Source organism: Allorhizobium sp. Av2 (assembly GCF_021462805.2).
Classification (GTDB): Bacteria; Pseudomonadota; Alphaproteobacteria; order Rhizobiales; family Rhizobiaceae; genus Allorhizobium; species Allorhizobium vitis_G.
The window spans coordinates 3,590,941-3,606,681 of record NZ_CP192696.1; the positions used below are offsets into that span (position 1 = coordinate 3,590,941).

The following is a 15,741-nucleotide window of genomic DNA, read 5'->3' on the forward strand; positions in this document are numbered from 1 at the left end:
CACGTTTAAATTTGGTTGTGTAGTGTGAAAATTACATGCCAAAAATAATTCAATGATGATCGATATGCGGTTTGTGGAATATGTCGTCGGCAGGCGGGATGGTTTGGCGCTCGATCATCCGGTGGACATGCGGTGGTTTTGAGCCTTTGTGCAGGTCTCCCAGCCGGTCGGTGATTTCGGCGTCGGCCTTGGTGCGGCGGTGGTTGTGGCGCACGTAATCGACCCAGGTCGGGGTGTGATAGGTTTCCGTCCAAATGTCAGGGTTTTCCAGGTCGCGCATCAGCGCCCAGTTCTGCGCGCCATCTCGCAGACGGATGCGGCGCCGCTCGACCATAACCTCTAAAAATTCCGGCACGTCCTTGTCATCGATCTCGAAATCGATCTGGATAACGATCGGGCCGCTGCGCGGGCGGATATCCAGCCGCAAAGGCGGTTCGTTGAAGCGGTTCAGCGGGTTGAGATCGAGTGTCGCAAACGCGGGCATCGGCAAGGCGAGACCAATGCCGACACCGAGAGCCATCAGCCCCGCCGCCATCACCAGGGCATGGCCTGCGCTGCCGGATTCGGCCAGCAATCCCCAGATCCAGGCGCCGCCCGCCATGCCGCCGAAGGTGGCGGTCTGGTAGAGCGACAGCGCCCGGCCCACCACCCAACGCGGGGTCGAAAGCTGCACCACCGTGTTGAACAGCGACAGCGACAGCACCCAGCAGGCTCCGGCCAGCACCAGGGCAGGGGCCGTCAGCCAGAAATGATGGCTGATGCCGGTTAGAACGGAGGCCAGCGCGAAGCCGGCAAACGAACAGCTGACGATCTGTTCGCTGCTCAGCTTTTCACGAATACGGGCATTGGAGATCGCACCAGCAATGGCACCAATCCCGAAAGCGCCCAGCAAGCCGCCATAGGCCAGTGGACCGCCACCGAGATTATCCTTCACCACCAGCGGCAGCAGCGACAGGATCGCGGTTGCGCAAAAGCCAAAGAAAAACCCGCGAAACAGCACTTTCATCAGGTTGGGAGACATGGCCATGTAGCGCAGGCCAGCGGCGATGGCGTGGCCGAGATTTTCGCGCGGCAGGGTGTTTTTCGGATAGACCGGCTTCCAGCGAAACAAAGCATAGATCATCGCCAGGTAGCTCACAGCATTGATGGCAAAGGCCGTCGCCGCGCCTGCCACAGCGACGATCAGGCCGCCAATGGCGGGGCCGACGCTGCGGGTGATGTTGAAGCCCATGCTGTTGAGCGAGACGGCGGAGGGCAGGTCTTCGCGCCCGACGATATCGCCGACCGAGGCTTGCCAGGCCGGGCTGTTCAAGGCCGTTCCGCAGCCGATCAGAAAGGTGAAGGCCAGAAGCGACCATGGTGTCAGCAGGCCAAACCACGTGAAGAGCGACAGAAGCGCCGAGACAGTCAGCAGAAAGACTTGCGCAAACAGCATGACCCGGCGGCGGTCGAACCCATCGGCCAGCGCGCCGGCCACCAGCGAAAACAGCATGATCGGCGCGGTATTGGAGGCCTGGACCAGCGCCACCATGCTTTCCGAAGAGGAGATCGATGTCATCATCCAGGCAGCACCGACATCCTGGATAAGGCCGCCGAAGTTGGAGGTGATGCTCGCCAGCCAGATCGTCAGAAAGATCTGGTTCTTGAAAGGCGCCAATGATGATTTTCTGTCCGGCACGGTTTTCCGCTCGATCGGTTGCAGGCTGGGATGGGCGATGAAGGGCAGCCGACCGAGAGGCGACTCGCTTGTTGCACAACCTAATCCCTTGAAGCCAAGAAAACAGTCCTTATTTGGGCAAAATGAACTCACGTCTGCGTTTGAGGGTGATTGGATCGCCTTTTCTGAAATGCTTGCATTGTTGGCGCTAAGGGCGTATACGGCGTTCAAATTCTTGATCGCCAGATGAAGAGTGGGCCCGCAAGGACCCGCTCTTTTTTGTTGGCGATGGACCATGAAGCTCCATACCGAGGAGGACAGGTTTGTCCGAACACGTGCCAGCCGATGAGGCGCCCGAGCCACGTCTGATTACCGAAACCGGCCTCGACCGGCGTATCGCCGATATCATTGAGCCCGTGATCGTCGAGCTTGGTTTCAAGCTCGTTCGTGTCCGGATCCTCAACCAGAACGGCATGACGCTGCAAATCATGGCCGAGCGCAAGGACGGCACGATGACCGTCGAGGATTGCGAAGAGCTGTCGATGGCGATTTCTCCTGTCCTGGATGTGGAAGATCCCGTCGATAAGGAGTATCATCTGGAAGTCTCGTCGCCCGGTATCGACCGTCCGATGGTGCGCGCATCCGATTTCACGCGCTGGCAGGGCAACCTGCTGAAATGCGAAACGTCCATTCTGATCGACAATCGCAAGCGGTTTCGTGGCAAGATTGCGGATGTCACCCAGGACGGGTTCGTTCTGGAGCGCGATCAGGTCGCCGCTGGGGAGGAGCCACGGCTTACCATCCCGTTCACGGCCTTGGCCGAGGCCAAGCTGATCCTGACGGATGATCTGGTGCGCGATGCGCTGCGCGCCGACAAACAGGCAAAGGCCGCAGCTGAAGCTGCAAACCAGAACGACGAAACCGGCGAAGACCAATAACCGATAACGCGCCTGGCAGGCGAACATGCCCCAGGCAGGAAGACGGAGACTTTAAACAATGGCAGTCAGTGCTAATCGGCTCGAGCTGTTGCAGATCGCGGATGCGGTCGCACGCGAAAAAGTCATCGACCGCGAAATCGTGCTTGCTGCGATGGCTGACGCCATCCAGAAGGCCGCGCGTTCGCGTTACGGTTCCGAGACCAATATTCGCGCCGACATTAACTCCAAGACCGGCGAGATCCGTCTGCAACGCCTGCTCGAAGTGGTCGAAAAGGTCGAGGATTACGGCACCCAGATCGCACTCGAACTGGCGCGCGACCGCAATGTCGATGCCAAGCTGGGCGATTACATTGCCGATCCGCTGCCACCGATGGATTTTGGCCGTATCGCCGCCCAGTCCGCCAAGCAGGTCATCGTGCAGAAAGTGCGCGAAGCCGAGCGTGATCGGCAGTTCGACGAGTTCAAGGATCGCGTCGGCGAAATCATCAACGGCACGGTCAAGCGCGTCGAATATGGCAATGTCATCGTCGACCTCGGTCGTGGCGAAGGCATTATCCGCCGCGATGAAATGATCCCGCGCGAAACCATGCGTTACGGTGATCGCGTTCGCGCCTATGTCTATGACGTGCGCCGCGAACAGCGTGGCCCGCAGATTTTCCTGTCGCGCACCCATCCGCAATTCATGGTGAAACTGTTCACCATGGAAGTGCCTGAAATCTACGACGGCGTCATCCAGATCAAGTCGGTGGCCCGTGATCCGGGTTCACGCGCCAAGATCGCGGTGATCTCCAATGACAGCTCGATCGATCCGGTCGGTGCCTGCGTCGGTATGCGCGGTTCGCGCGTTCAGGCCGTGGTTGGTGAATTGCAGGGCGAAAAGATCGATATCATTCCGTGGTCTGCCGATCCGGCATCCTTCATCGTCAACGCGCTTCAACCGGCGGAAGTCGCCAAGGTCGTGCTGGACGAGGATGCCGAGCGTATCGAAGTCGTGGTTCCCGATGAACAGCTGTCGCTGGCCATTGGTCGTCGCGGTCAGAATGTCCGTCTGGCGTCACAGCTGACCGGCTGGGATATTGACATCATGACGGAAGCGGAAGAGTCCGAGCGCCGTCAGAAGGAATTCAACGAACGCACCAATCTGTTCATGGATGCGCTCGACGTCGATGAAATGGTTGGCCAGGTTCTGGCGTCGGAAGGTTTTGCCCAGGTTGAAGAGCTGGCCTATGTCGATCTGGAGGAAATCGCTTCCATCGATGGTTTTGACGGCGATACCGCAGAAGAAATCCAGACCCGCGCCCGCGAATATCTCGAAAAGCTGGAAGCCGAACTGGATGCCAAGCGCAAGGCGCTCGGCGTGTCCGACGAGCTGCGCAGCATTGATGGCATGACAACGCAAATGTTGGTTGCGCTCGGGGGAGACGGCATCAAGACGGTCGAGGATTTCGCCGGCTGTGCTGCAGACGACCTGATCGGCTGGAGTGAGCGTAAGGATGGCGAGACCAAGAAATTCGAGGGTCTGTTCTCGAAAATCGACATTTCGCGCACCGAGGCGGAACAAATGATCGTTCAGGCTCGTCTGGCGGCTGGCTGGATCACCGAAGCGGATATTGCCGCCGAGGCTGAGGCAGAAGTCGTCGAGGATGAGGCGCAAGAGGCTGAGCAGGGCTCGTGATGGCCTCCGATCCATCTTTGGAGGAAGGGCGTCCGGCAAAGCCGGTGAAGGCGGTAAAGGACGGTCAGAACGACCGGACTTGCATCGTCACCCGCCAGCCGGGAACGCCAGATACACTGATCCGGTTTGTGGCAGGCCCTGATGGCACGCTCGTGCCGGATCTGAAACGGGAATTGCCCGGCCGTGGCTGCTGGGTGTCCGTTTCCCGCGAGGCCGTGGACAAGGCTGTGGCGAAAAAGCTTTTCGCCCGTGCCTTGAAGACGGATGTCACCGTCGATCCCGAGATGGGAGCGCGTGTCGACAGGCTGCTTGTTCAGCAGGTGGCGGGAATGATGAACCTGGCGCGCAAGGCGGGCCAGTTTGTAACAGGGTCGGCCAAGGTCGATCTCGCGATCCGCAGCGGTGCCGCGCTTGGCGTGTTTCACGCCACCGATGCCGCCGCAGATGGCGTTCGAAAACTGGACCAGGCCCGCAAGGCCTGGCATCTCGGAATGGAAACGGATGAGGAAATTCGTTCTTATCGGCTCTTTTCCGAGGCGGAAATGCAAGAACTGATGGGCCAGAACGCTTTTATCCATGCCTGCGCGCTTGCAGGACAGGCGGGTGAAGGTGTAGTGAAGCGCGCAACTCTGCTTGAAACCTATCGTGGCCTTTCGCCGCGGATGGCAAGTAGCGCTGGCCGTAAACCACAATGACGCGGTCACCGGTGCAAACCGGCCTCCGTGGTGTAGGACAGTATGTGAACGGCGTGGTCTGATGCGGTAGTCATCCGGCCTCGCTCGAAGGAACGGGAACGGAATGACCGACAGCAAAGACGACAAGACACTCAGCGTTACGGGCAAGAAGACACTCACGCTCAAGCCGACGGGAGTGAACCAGGGTACCGTGCGCCAAGATATGGGTCGCGGTCGCACGAAGGCCGTTGTGGTCGAGACGCGCAAGCGCCGCCCGACCCGTCCTGAAGACGAACGTGCAGGCCAGCCGCAGGGTCGCGTTGGCGACGATGCACCGGCACCTGCGACAGCTGCTGCTGCCCCCGTGCAGACGCCAGCCCCTGTGCAGGCTCCGGCGCCAGTCGCCGCTGCACAGGAGGCACCGCGCCCAGCCGCTCCGCCGCAGCGCGTTCAACAGACAAATCAATATTCGCAGCAGCGCCATCCAGGCCAGCAGAACCGTCCGCAGGCGTCGAGCCAGCCGAGCCGCCAGCCCGACCGGCCGCGCGGCGCGGTACTGCACGATCTGTCCGCCAGCGAGATGGATGCGCGCCGCCGCGCTCTGGCAGAAGCCCAGGTCCGCGAAGTCGAGGACGCCAAGCGTCGCGCCGAGGAAGAGGTTCGCCGTCAGGCTGAAGAGGTCGAGCGTCAGCGTCTTGCCGCTCTGGAAGCCATTCGCCAGGCCGAAGAAGACAAGGCCCGCGCGCTTGAAGCCAAGAATGCGCCCGAGCCTGTCGCAGAGCCAGTCGCGCCTGTCGCGGAAACCCCGCGTCCTGCCGAGCCTGCTGCCCGGGCGCCGTCGCCTGCTGGTGCAAGACCGGCTGCCGGAGCACCTGCTCCGAGCTTTGTGCGCGGTCGCAAGCCGGAAGGCGAAGAAGATGAAAATCGCGGTCCCGCCCGTGGCGGTCCGGTGCGCGGCAAGGTCGTGCGTCCCGAGCCTGCCAAGGTTCCGGCTCGCCCCAAAACCGAGGATGAGCGCCGCCGTGGCAAGCTGACCGTTACCACCGCCGCTGTCGATGAAGACGGCAATGCGCGTGGCCGGTCGCTGTCGGCCATGCGCCGTCGCCAGGAGAAATTCCGCCGCAGCCAGATGCAGGAACCCCGCGAAAAGGTCATGCGTGAAGTGGTTCTGCCGGAAACCATCACCATTCAGGAATTGTCGCAGCGCATGTCCGAACGGGCTGTCGATGTGATCAAGTACCTGATGAAGGAAGGTCAGATGATGAAGCCGGGCGACGTCATCGACGCCGATCTGGCCGAATTGATCGCCACCGAATTTGGCCATTCCGTCAAGCGCGTTTCCGAATCCGACGTTGAAGAAGGCATTTTCGACGTCAAGGACGACGCAGGCGAAATGGTGTCGCGTCCGCCGGTCGTGACCATCATGGGTCACGTCGACCACGGCAAGACCTCGTTGCTCGATGCCATCCGTCAGACCAGCGTCGTTTCGGGTGAAGCCGGTGGCATTACCCAGCATATCGGCGCCTATCAGGTGGAGCAGAACGGCCACAAAATCACCTTCATCGACACCCCTGGCCACGCCGCCTTCACGGCGATGCGTGCTCGTGGTGCCCAGGCGACCGACATTGCCATCCTGGTGGTTGCCGCCGATGACAGCGTCATGCCGCAGACGATCGAGTCGATCCACCACGCCAAGGCGGCCAATGTGCCGATCATCGTGGCGATCAACAAGATCGACAAGCATGAGGCCAACCCGGAAAAAGTGCGCCAGCAATTGCTCCAGCACGAAGTGTTCGTCGAATCCATGGGCGGTGAAGTGCTCGACGTCGAAGTCTCGGCGAAGAACAAGCTCAATCTCGACAAGCTGCTGGAAGCCGTGCTTCTTCAGGCCGAAATTCTCGACCTGAAGGCCGATCCGAGCCGGACTGCCGAAGGTCTGGTCATTGAAGCCCAGCTCGATCGGGGCCGCGGCGCCGTTGCTACCGTTCTGGTTCAGAAGGGCACGCTGCGTCCAGGTCAGATCATCGTCGCTGGCGATCAGTGGGGCCGCGTGCGCGCCCTGGTCAACGACAAGGGCGGTCACGTCAAGGAAGCAGGGCCTGCCATGCCGGTCGAGGTTCTCGGTCTGTCAGGTACGCCTGCCGCCGGTGACAAGTTCGCCGTAGTTGAAAGCGAAGCCCGCGCTCGTGAAATCTCGGAATACCGTCAGCGTCTGGCCCGCGACAAGGCCGCTGCCCGCCAGTCCGGTCAGCGCGGTTCGCTCGAGCAGATGATGAGCAAGCTGCAGGATACCGGCTTTAAGGAATTCCCGCTGGTCATCAAGGCCGACGTTCAGGGTTCTGTCGAAGCCATCGTCGCAGCGCTTGACAAGCTGGGAACCGACGAAGTGCGGGCCCGGATCGTCCATTCGGGCGCCGGTGCCATCACGGAATCGGATATTTCGCTGGCCGAAGCATCCAACGCCGCGATCATCGGCTTCAATGTTCGTGCAAACGTTCAGGCTCGAGCCTTGGCCGAGCGCACCGGCACCGAAATCCGCTACTACAACATCATCTACGATCTGGTGGATGACGTGAAGGCAGCGATGTCGGGTCTGTTGTCGCCGGAACGCCGCGAAACCTTCCTCGGCAATGCCGAGATCCTCGAAGTGTTCAACATCACGAAAACGGGCAAGGTTGCCGGTTGCCGTGTTGTCGAGGGCAAGGTCGAGCGTGGCGCAGGTGTGCGTCTGGTGCGCGACAACGTCGTTATCCACGAAGGCAAGCTCAAGACACTCAAGCGCTTCAAGGACGAAGTGGCAGACGTGCCGATGGGCCAGGAATGTGGTATGGCCTTCGAAAACTACGAAGACATCCGCGCTGGCGACACCATCGAGTGCTTCCGCGTCGAGCATATCACCCGTACGCTGTAAGCAGCGGTTACCATCCAGAAAGGCCGCTTTTTCGAGCGGCCTTTCTGTTCACATGCGTGAAAACGAAAGCTGTTTGAGCCTCGTGTCTTCTTGAGGAAGATGAGGTTGATCAGTCCCAGGGTTCGATCCCCATCCGCCTGTTTGAAGGCAAATGAGAAACGATAATGAGCAAACCAACAAATTCCGCGCCATCGCAGCGCATGTTGCGCGTTGGCGAACAGGTCCGCGCCGCCATCACCCAGGTTCTGCAGCGCGGCGAAGTGCGTGATGACCTGATTGAAAAGACCGTTATTTCGATTTCCGAAGTGCGGATGTCGACTGATCTGAAGGTCGCCACCGCCTATGTCTCGCCGCTCGGCGTCAGCGACCATGACACGGTGATCGCTGCGTTGAACCGCCACGCGAAATATATTCGCGGTCGGATCGGTGGCCAGTTGCGGCAGATGAAATATATGCCGGAAGTGCGGTTCCGCGACGATACCAGCTTCGACAATTATCAGAAAATCGATGCGCTGCTGCGCTCGCCGGAAGTGGCGCGCGATCTGGGGCCAGACGAAGACAAGCAAGAAGACGAATAAGACGATGTCCAAACCCAGAAAACCCAAGGGCCGTCCGGTTTCCGGCTGGCTTATCCTCGACAAGCCCGTGGATTACGGCTCGACCGAGGCCGTCGGCAAGATCAAATGGCTGTTCAACGCCCAGAAGGCGGGTCACGCCGGAACGCTCGATCCGCTGGCCTCCGGCATGTTGCCGATTGCGCTGGGCGATGCCACCAAGACGGTTCCCTACGTCATGGATGGCCGCAAGATCTACGAATTCACCGTCACCTGGGGCGAAGAACGCTCGACCGACGATCTGGAAGGCGAGGCAACCCAAACCTCCGACCAACGCCCGACCGAAGAACAGATCCGCGCTTTGCTGCCGCATTATACCGGGGTGATCAACCAGATCCCCCCGCAGTTTTCGGCCATCAAGATTGCCGGGGAGCGTGCTTATGATCTGGCCCGTGAAGGCGAGGTGGTCGATATTCCCTCCCGCGAGGTGGAAATTCATCGGCTGACCCTGCTGAGGGCCGACCGCGACTGCGCCTATTTCGAGGTCGAATGCGGTAAGGGCACCTATGTGCGTTCGTTGGCGCGCGACATGGGCCGTGATCTTGGCTGCTACGGCCATATTTCGGAGCTGCGGCGCTCTTTCGTCGCGCCGTTTGCCGAAGACATGATGGTGCCGCTCGAAGACCTCGTGGAGCTGGAAAAGATCGAGGATCGTGACGAGCGGTTGGCAGCACTCGATGCTTTCCTGTTTGACACTGGTGAGGCGCTGATGGCCCTGCCGCAGATCCGGATCAGCGACGACCAGGCACATCGCTTGCGGATGGGCAATCCAATCATCCTGCGCGGTCGCGATGCGCCAGTGGCAGAACCGGAAGCGGTCGCATTGGCCGGTGGCAAGCTGGTGGCGATCGGCGAAATCGGCGAGGGCGAGTTCCGCCCGAAGCGGGTTTTTGCCTGACATTCAGCTTTCCCGTCTGTTATTGGACGGGAACGCTCCGCGCTTGCGGCTTGATCGGCTGGCCAAGCGCGCCTCTTCCCTTGGCTGCCGGAATAGTATATAGGCGGCCCCAGCATTGCAGAACTATGCGTGCGTTCATGGCCTCCGCTGGACGACATCCCGGCCGCAGGCGACCTAATCCTCCCTTTCAAGAAAGGACATACGATGTCGATTACTGCAGAGCGCAAGTCAGCCCTCATCAAGGAATACGCAACCAACGAAGGTGACACTGGTTCACCGGAAGTCCAGGTCGCTATCCTGACCGAGCGGATCACCAATCTGACCGAGCACTTCAAGGGCCACACGAAGGACAACCACTCCCGTCGTGGCCTTCTGACGCTGGTATCCACCCGCCGTTCGCTTCTTGATTATCTGAAGAAGAAGGACGAAGGCCGTTACAGCAAGCTGATTGCGAGCCTCGGCATTCGCCGCTAAAGAATGGACCGGCGGGCTTCCGATAAGGAAGGACCCGCCGGTACTTTTTCCGGGGCGCTGAAAAGGCTCCGGCTTGAAAGGTTTGCGCGGCAATTCTGCCCGCTGACAGACTGAATGAAGCCTGGGTCGTATGGATCCGGGAAAAGCCATGCACCGCATGGAGATGTTGCAACCTGCCCAGAGCTTTGAAAAGCTCAAGGCATTGCAAACCAGGCAGTCCGGATGGGCCGGTACTGCCGACGACAACCGATGGCCTGTCATGGGGCAGGATTGTTGGATGCTTGCGCCGCAAGGCGGATCTCTGGTCCGGATGTCTCCGGGGCAGGGATCATTGCGAAGCCTCCCACTGTCTTGCCCGTGATGGTTCAGCACGATGCGTCTGACCGCGATTTTGATGCCTTTGGCAGACAAATTGCCAGCGCATATGAAGGACAAGATATGTTTAATGTTCACAGCGTTGAAATCGAGTGGGCCGGCCGGCCGCTGAAGCTGGAAACCGGCAAGATCGCCCGTCAAGCTGACGGCGCCGTTCTCGCCAGCTACGGCGAAACCGTTGTTCTGGCCACCGTCGTTTCCGCCAAGTCGCCGAAGCCGGGTCAGGATTTCTTCCCGCTCACCGTCAACTATCAGGAAAAGACCTATGCCGCCGGTAAGATCCCAGGCGGCTATTTCAAGCGCGAAGGCCGTCCGAGCGAAAAGGAAACCCTGGTTTCCCGCCTGATCGACCGCCCGATCCGCCCACTTTTCCCGGAAGGCTACAAGAACGACACGCAGGTCGTCGTGACCGTTATCCAGCATGACCTTGAAAACGACCCGGACGTCTTGTCGATGGTTGCCGCTTCGGCTGCCCTGACACTGTCTGGCGTACCGTTCATGGGCCCGGTCGGCGGCGCACGCGTCGGCTATATCAATGGCGAATACGTCCTCAACCCGCATCTCGACGAGATGGATGAGTCGGTTCTCGACCTCGTGGTTGCCGGTACGCAGGACGCCGTGCTGATGGTTGAATCCGAAGCCAAGGAACTGAACGAAGACGTCATGCTCGGCGCCGTGATGTTCGGTCACCGTGGCTTCCAGCCAGTCATCGACGCGATCATCAAGCTCGCCGAAGTGGCTGCCAAGGAACCGCGCGAATTCGAACCGGAAGATCATTCCGCTCTCGAAGCCGAAATGCTCTCGATTGCCGAAGCCGAACTGCGCGATGCCTACAAGATCACCCAGAAGGCTGATCGTTATACGGCCGTCGATGCTGTGAAGGCCAAGGTCAAGGCACACTTCTTCCCAGAGGGTGCAGAGCCTAAATACACCAACGAAGTGATCGGCGCTGTCTTCAAGCACCTGCAGGCCAAGATTGTTCGCTGGAACATTCTCGACACCAAGAGCCGCATCGATGGCCGCGACCTCGAAACGGTCCGCGCGATCGTCTCGGAAGTCGGTATCCTGCCACGCACCCACGGTTCGGCGCTGTTTACCCGCGGCGAAACCCAGGCCATCGTGGTTGCCACGCTCGGCACTGGCGAAGACGAACAGTATGTCGATAGCTTGACGGGCATGTACAAGGAACGTTTCCTTCTGCATTACAACTTCCCTCCCTATTCGGTTGGTGAAACTGGCCGCATGGGCTCCCCGGGCCGCCGCGAAATCGGCCATGGCAAGCTGGCATGGCGCGCTATTCGCCCGATGCTGCCAACGCCGGAACAGTTCCCCTACACACTGCGCGTTGTCTCCGAGATCACCGAGTCGAACGGCTCGTCCTCGATGGCAACCGTTTGCGGCACCTCGCTGGCACTGATGGATGCGGGCGTTCCGCTGGCCAAGCCGGTGGCTGGTATTGCCATGGGCCTGATCCTGGAAGGCGAACGTTTTGCTGTTCTTTCCGACATTCTCGGCGATGAAGATCATCTCGGTGACATGGACTTCAAGGTAGCAGGCACGGAAGCCGGTATCACCTCGCTCCAGATGGACATTAAGATCGCCGGCATTACCGAAGAGATCATGAAGGTTGCCCTGGCGCAGGCCCAGAATGGCCGCAAGCACATCCTCGGCGAAATGGCCAATGCCATCACCGAAGGTCGCTCGCAGCTTGGCGAATTCGCACCGCGCATCGAAGTCATGACCATCCCTGTCGACAAGATCCGTGAAGTCATCGGTTCCGGCGGCAAGGTTATCCGCGAAATCGTCGAAAAGACCGGCGCGAAGATCAACATCGAAGACGATGGTACGATCAAGATCGCATCTGCTTCCGGCAAGGAAATCGAAGCGGCCCGCAAGTGGATTCATTCGATTGTTGCCGAGCCTGAAATCGGCGTTGTCTATGAAGGCACGGTCGTCAAGACTGCTGACTTCGGCGCTTTCGTCAATTTCTTCGGTTCGCGTGACGGCCTCGTCCACATCAGCCAGCTGGCTGTGGACCGCGTTGCCAAGACCCAGGATGTGGTCAAGGAAGGCGACAAGGTCTGGGTCAAGCTGATGGGCTTTGACGAGCGCGGCAAAGTGCGCCTGTCCATGAAGGTTGTCGATCAGGCAACCGGCAAGGAAATCGTTGGCGACAAGAAGGCCGAAGGCGACGCTGCCGCTGAATAAGCGGGTTTGATTATATGACGAGGCGCGGGAGATTTTCCGCGCCTTTTTTTATCCGGGAGTTTGTCAGAAAACGTGGAAACTGGGTTTCCCGAAGACAAACGAAAACAAAAGAAAATAGAGACTGTCTGTTTCGCCGCGAAACCGAGAGATTCTAATCACGAGATTGCCGAGCCATGAGCCGCGAAACCCTGAAGACCATTTTTCATCCCTTTGTCACCGAAGCCGTTGCTCTGCCGGGCGAAGACGAACGCTTCCTGTTTCTCGGCGCCGAGGCCGGTTTCGTGAAACCGGAAGGTTTTGGTGCCGAATTGACCGTGGTCCAAGGTTTCCGACCCGATTTTCGCCGCCTGGAGGCAGCCCGTCAGACGCCGGTTCCTGTTGTGGCAGGTGAGGACTATGACGGCGCGCTGGTTCTGGCTGGCAAGCACAAGGGTCTCAACGAAAACCGCGTCGCGGAAGCGCTGGCGCGTGTCCGGGCCGGTGGCGTCATCATTGTGGCCGGTGCCAAGGAAGACGGTATTCAGCCGCTGCGCAAGCAGATCGACCGCCTTGGTCTTGAGCCGCAATCCCTGCCAAAATATCACGGCATTGCCGTTTGGTTCACCGTGCCTGACGATAAGGCTGCTGCGGTGGCCGCGCTCGCTTCCAAGCCTGTCATGGTCGAGGGCCGGTTCGAAACCTTTGCCGGACAGTTTTCCCATATGCATGCCGATCCCGGCTCTGAACTGCTTGTCAGCCGGTTGCCGGAGGATTTCGATGGTAATGCCGCCGATTTCGGCGGGGGTTGGGGCTATCTGTCGGTGATGCTGGCGGAGAAGGCGCGGCGCACCAACCGTATCGACCTGTTCGAGGCCAACTACGATTCACTGGAACAGGCGAAGAAGAATCTGGCCCGCAACTGCCCTAACCTGACGGCGCGCTTCTTCTGGCAGGATCTGGGCGCTGAGCCGCCCAAGGAAAAATACGATCTTGTTATCATGAACCCTCCCTTCCACGAAGGCCATGCGACGGAGCCGTCGATTGGAGAGGCAATGATCAAGGCAGCGGCGGATGCTTTGCGTGGCGGCGGAGACCTGCTGATGGTGGCCAATCGCGGCCTCGCCTATGAACCGGTCCTGGCGGCCAATTTTCGTCAGCATGGCGAGACCTGCCGCAATGCCCGCTACAAGGTGCTGTGGGCGAAGAAATAAGCCGAACGATGACAAAAAAGGCGCCGGGAGAGATCCTGGCGCCTTTTTTATTTGAACGTGAATTCAGTGCCTATTCTGCGTCATTGCTGCGCAGCACGCCCAGGGCTGGCAGTGACGTGATGTTATAGCCACCATCGACGTAATGGATTTCGCCCGTTACGCATCTGGACAGATCCGACAACAGATAGAGCGCCGACCCGCCGATGTCCTCGATGGTGGGCGTGCGGCGCAGCGGCGCATTCTTCTGGTTCCAGCTGAAAATGGCGCGGGCATCGGAAATACCTGCACCGGCCAGTGTGCGCACCGGGCCAGCCGAAAGGGCGTTGACGCGAATGCCGCGCGGGCCGTAATCGCTGGCCAGATAGCGCATGGAGGATTCCAGCGCCGCCTTGGCAACGCCCATGACGTTGTAATTCGGAATGACCCGTGTGGAGCCGCCATAGGTGAGCGTCAGCAGCGATCCGCCATCCGTCATCAGCTCTGATGCCCGCCGGGCGATTTCGGTGAAGGAGAAGCAGGAAATCACCATGGTGCGGGTGAAATTTTCCCTCGATGTGTCGGCATAGAGGCCTTTCAGCTCGTTCTTGTCGGAAAAGCCGATGGCATGAACGACAAAATCGAGCTTGCCCCAGCGCTCTCTAAGCGCGGCAAAGGTCAAATCAACAGAGGCCAGATCCTCGACATCACAAGGCAGAACAAGATCCGAGCCGAGCTGAGCAGCCAGCGGTTTGACGCGCTTGCCAAGTGCTTCACCCTGATAGGTGAAGGCCAGCTCGGCACCGGCGGAAGCGAGAGCCTGGGAAATGCCCCAGGCAATCGAGTGATTGTTCGCAACGCCCATGATGAGCCCGCGTTTACCTTGCATGGAAGCGATCATCGCTGTTATCCGTTATGACGCTCGAACACCAGCGTCGCATTCGTTCCACCAAAACCAAAGGAATTGGACAGGACTGTGTCGATCTTGGCATTGTCGATCCGTTTGCGCACAACAGGCACGCCTTCGAATTCTGGATCGAGTTCGGTAATATGGGCGCTTTCGCCAATAAAGCCTTCCTGCATCATCAGCAGGCCGTAGATCGATTCCTGTACGCCAGCCGCTCCCAGCGAATGGCCGGTCAGCGATTTGGTGGACTGAATCGGCGGGATCTTGTCGCCGAATACCGTGCGGATCGCGCCGATTTCCTTGCTGTCACCAACCGGGGTCGATGTGCCGTGGGTATTGATGTAATCCACGTCGCCCTTCACCGTTGCGAGTGCCTGGCGCATGCAGCGGATAGCGCCTTCGCCAGACGGAGCGACCATGTCGTAACCGTCCGAGGTCGCGCCATAGCCGGTGAGTTCGGCATAGATCTTGGCGCCACGCGCCTTGGCATGTTCCAGTTCTTCCAGAACCAGCACGCCTGCGCCGCCAGCGATGACGAAGCCATCGCGGTTGGTGTCATAGGCACGCGAAGCCAGAGCCGGCGTCTCGTTGTATTTGGTGGACATTGCGCCCATGGCATCGAACAGGTCCGACATCGACCAGTCGAGATCCTCATGGCCGCCTGCGAACATGATGTCCTGCTTGCCCCATTGGATCATTTCAGCAGCATTGCCGATGCAATGGGCCGAGGTCGAGCAAGCCGACGAGATCGAGTAGTTTACGCCGTGGATCTTGAACCAGGTGGCAAGCGTCGCCGATGCCGTTGATGACATGGCCTTTGGCACGGCGAACGGTCCGATGCGCTTCGGGCTTTTGTTCTGGCGAGTAATATCGGCAGCCTCGACGATCTGCCGAGTCGAAGGACCGCCTGAGCCCATGATGATGCCGGTGCGCTCGTTGGCGGAATAATCCTTTTCCTCCAGGCCCGAATCGGCAATCGCCTGCTTCATCGCCACATGGTTCCAGGCGCCGCCCTGTGACAGGAAGCGCATGGCGCGCCGGTCGACAAGGTCGGTCGTGTCCAGCGAAGGCTGACCCCAGACCTGGCATTTGAAGCCATGCTCGGCAAAATCGGGAGAAAAGGAAATGCCGGACCTGGCGTCGCGGAGAGATGCCGTGACTTCCTCGGCATTATTGCCGATGGAGGACACAATGCCCAGACCCGTAACTACTACCCGTCTCATGTAATCGACCTTTTGCTTGGT

At 59.6% G+C, this 15,741-nt stretch carries 13 protein-coding genes; 10 read left to right on the forward strand and 3 right to left on the reverse strand.

The features are described 5' to 3' along the window. Positions 1-49: 49 nt before the first annotated feature. Positions 50-1,609 (reverse strand): MFS transporter, encoded by a 1,560-nt coding sequence (locus FS819_RS16700; protein ID WP_234624755.1) that lies wholly within the window; start codon positions 1,607-1,609, stop codon positions 50-52. Between FS819_RS16700 and FS819_RS16705 the strand changes: the two genes are divergently transcribed. The 10 genes from FS819_RS16705 (at position 1,491) to FS819_RS16750 (ending at position 13,614) form a co-directional block, all read left to right on the forward strand. Then, a complete protein-coding gene (locus tag FS819_RS16705) occupies positions 1,491-1,907 on the forward strand; it encodes a hypothetical protein (protein ID WP_234624756.1) in 417 nt (138 codons plus the stop codon). The genes FS819_RS16700 and FS819_RS16705 overlap by 119 nt on opposite strands. 73 nt (positions 1,908-1,980) lie before the next feature. Continuing rightward, positions 1,981-2,595: a ribosome maturation factor RimP gene (gene rimP, locus FS819_RS16710; RefSeq protein WP_156548992.1), complete on the forward strand. Its 615-nt coding sequence runs from the start codon at positions 1,981-1,983 to the stop codon at positions 2,593-2,595. Positions 2,596-2,653: 58 nt separating this feature from the next. Next, positions 2,654-4,270, forward strand: a complete 1,617-nt coding sequence (nusA, locus tag FS819_RS16715; protein WP_070164003.1) for a transcription termination factor NusA — start codon at positions 2,654-2,656, stop codon at positions 4,268-4,270. Further along, positions 4,270-4,965 (forward strand): RNA-binding protein, encoded by a 696-nt coding sequence (locus FS819_RS16720; protein ID WP_234624740.1) that lies wholly within the window; start codon positions 4,270-4,272, stop codon positions 4,963-4,965. Before nusA ends, FS819_RS16720 begins: the two co-directional genes overlap by 1 nt. A gap of 103 nt (positions 4,966-5,068) precedes the next feature. Next, positions 5,069-7,855 carry a translation initiation factor IF-2 gene (gene infB / locus FS819_RS16725; protein WP_234624739.1) on the forward strand — a complete coding sequence of 929 codons (2,787 nt, stop codon included), beginning with the start codon at positions 5,069-5,071 and terminating at the stop codon, positions 7,853-7,855. 164 nt (positions 7,856-8,019) lie between these two features. Beyond that, the gene (gene rbfA, locus FS819_RS16730) at positions 8,020-8,433 is read left to right on the forward strand and encodes a 30S ribosome-binding factor RbfA (RefSeq protein ID WP_012654633.1); all 414 of its coding nucleotides are present in this window, start codon (positions 8,020-8,022) and stop codon (positions 8,431-8,433) included. 4 nt (positions 8,434-8,437) lie between these two features. After that, positions 8,438-9,367, forward strand: coding sequence for a tRNA pseudouridine(55) synthase TruB (gene truB / locus FS819_RS16735; RefSeq protein WP_156548996.1), 930 nt, complete (start codon positions 8,438-8,440; stop codon positions 9,365-9,367). Between the two features lie 204 nt (positions 9,368-9,571). Further along, the gene (gene rpsO / locus FS819_RS16740; protein WP_234624738.1) at positions 9,572-9,841 is read left to right on the forward strand and encodes a 30S ribosomal protein S15; all 270 of its coding nucleotides are present in this window, start codon (positions 9,572-9,574) and stop codon (positions 9,839-9,841) included. Positions 9,842-10,279: 438 nt separating this feature from the next. After that, positions 10,280-12,424, forward strand: coding sequence for a polyribonucleotide nucleotidyltransferase (gene pnp / locus FS819_RS16745; protein WP_156548998.1), 2,145 nt, complete (start codon positions 10,280-10,282; stop codon positions 12,422-12,424). Positions 12,425-12,597: 173 nt separating this feature from the next. Further along, positions 12,598-13,614: a class I SAM-dependent methyltransferase gene (locus FS819_RS16750; protein ID WP_156549000.1), complete on the forward strand. Its 1,017-nt coding sequence runs from the start codon at positions 12,598-12,600 to the stop codon at positions 13,612-13,614. A 70-nt stretch (positions 13,615-13,684) separates the two neighbouring features. On the opposite strand, the gene fabI is transcribed toward FS819_RS16750, so the two are convergent. Further along, positions 13,685-14,491 (reverse strand): enoyl-ACP reductase FabI, encoded by an 807-nt coding sequence (gene fabI / locus FS819_RS16755; RefSeq protein ID WP_156549002.1) that lies wholly within the window; start codon positions 14,489-14,491, stop codon positions 13,685-13,687. Between the two features lie 5 nt (positions 14,492-14,496). Beyond that, on the reverse strand, positions 14,497-15,720 hold the full coding sequence (gene fabB, locus FS819_RS16760; protein ID WP_156549004.1) for a beta-ketoacyl-ACP synthase I: 1,224 nt from the start codon (positions 15,718-15,720) through the stop codon (positions 14,497-14,499). Positions 15,721-15,741 lie beyond the last annotated feature (21 nt).

Bases quoted from the DNA above. Each gene is read 5' to 3' on its own strand.
- FS819_RS16705 (WP_234624756.1), top strand. From the start codon at position 1,491: ATGATCGGCGCGGTATTGGAGGCCTGGACCAGCGCCACCATGCTTTCC.
- nusA (WP_070164003.1), top strand. From the start codon at position 2,654: ATGGCAGTCAGTGCTAATCGGCTCGAGCTGTTGCAGATCGCGGATGCG.
- FS819_RS16720 (WP_234624740.1), top strand. From the start codon at position 4,270: ATGGCCTCCGATCCATCTTTGGAGGAAGGGCGTCCGGCAAAGCCGGTG.
- infB (WP_234624739.1), top strand. From the start codon at position 5,069: ATGACCGACAGCAAAGACGACAAGACACTCAGCGTTACGGGCAAGAAG.
- rbfA (WP_012654633.1), top strand. From the start codon at position 8,020: ATGAGCAAACCAACAAATTCCGCGCCATCGCAGCGCATGTTGCGCGTT.
- truB (WP_156548996.1), top strand. From the start codon at position 8,438: ATGTCCAAACCCAGAAAACCCAAGGGCCGTCCGGTTTCCGGCTGGCTT.
- rpsO (WP_234624738.1), top strand. From the start codon at position 9,572: ATGTCGATTACTGCAGAGCGCAAGTCAGCCCTCATCAAGGAATACGCA.
- pnp (WP_156548998.1), top strand. From the start codon at position 10,280: ATGTTTAATGTTCACAGCGTTGAAATCGAGTGGGCCGGCCGGCCGCTG.
- FS819_RS16750 (WP_156549000.1), top strand. From the start codon at position 12,598: ATGAGCCGCGAAACCCTGAAGACCATTTTTCATCCCTTTGTCACCGAA.
- fabI (WP_156549002.1), bottom strand. From the start codon at position 14,491: ATGATCGCTTCCATGCAAGGTAAACGCGGGCTCATCATGGGCGTTGCG.
- fabB (WP_156549004.1), bottom strand. From the start codon at position 15,720: ATGAGACGGGTAGTAGTTACGGGTCTGGGCATTGTGTCCTCCATCGGC.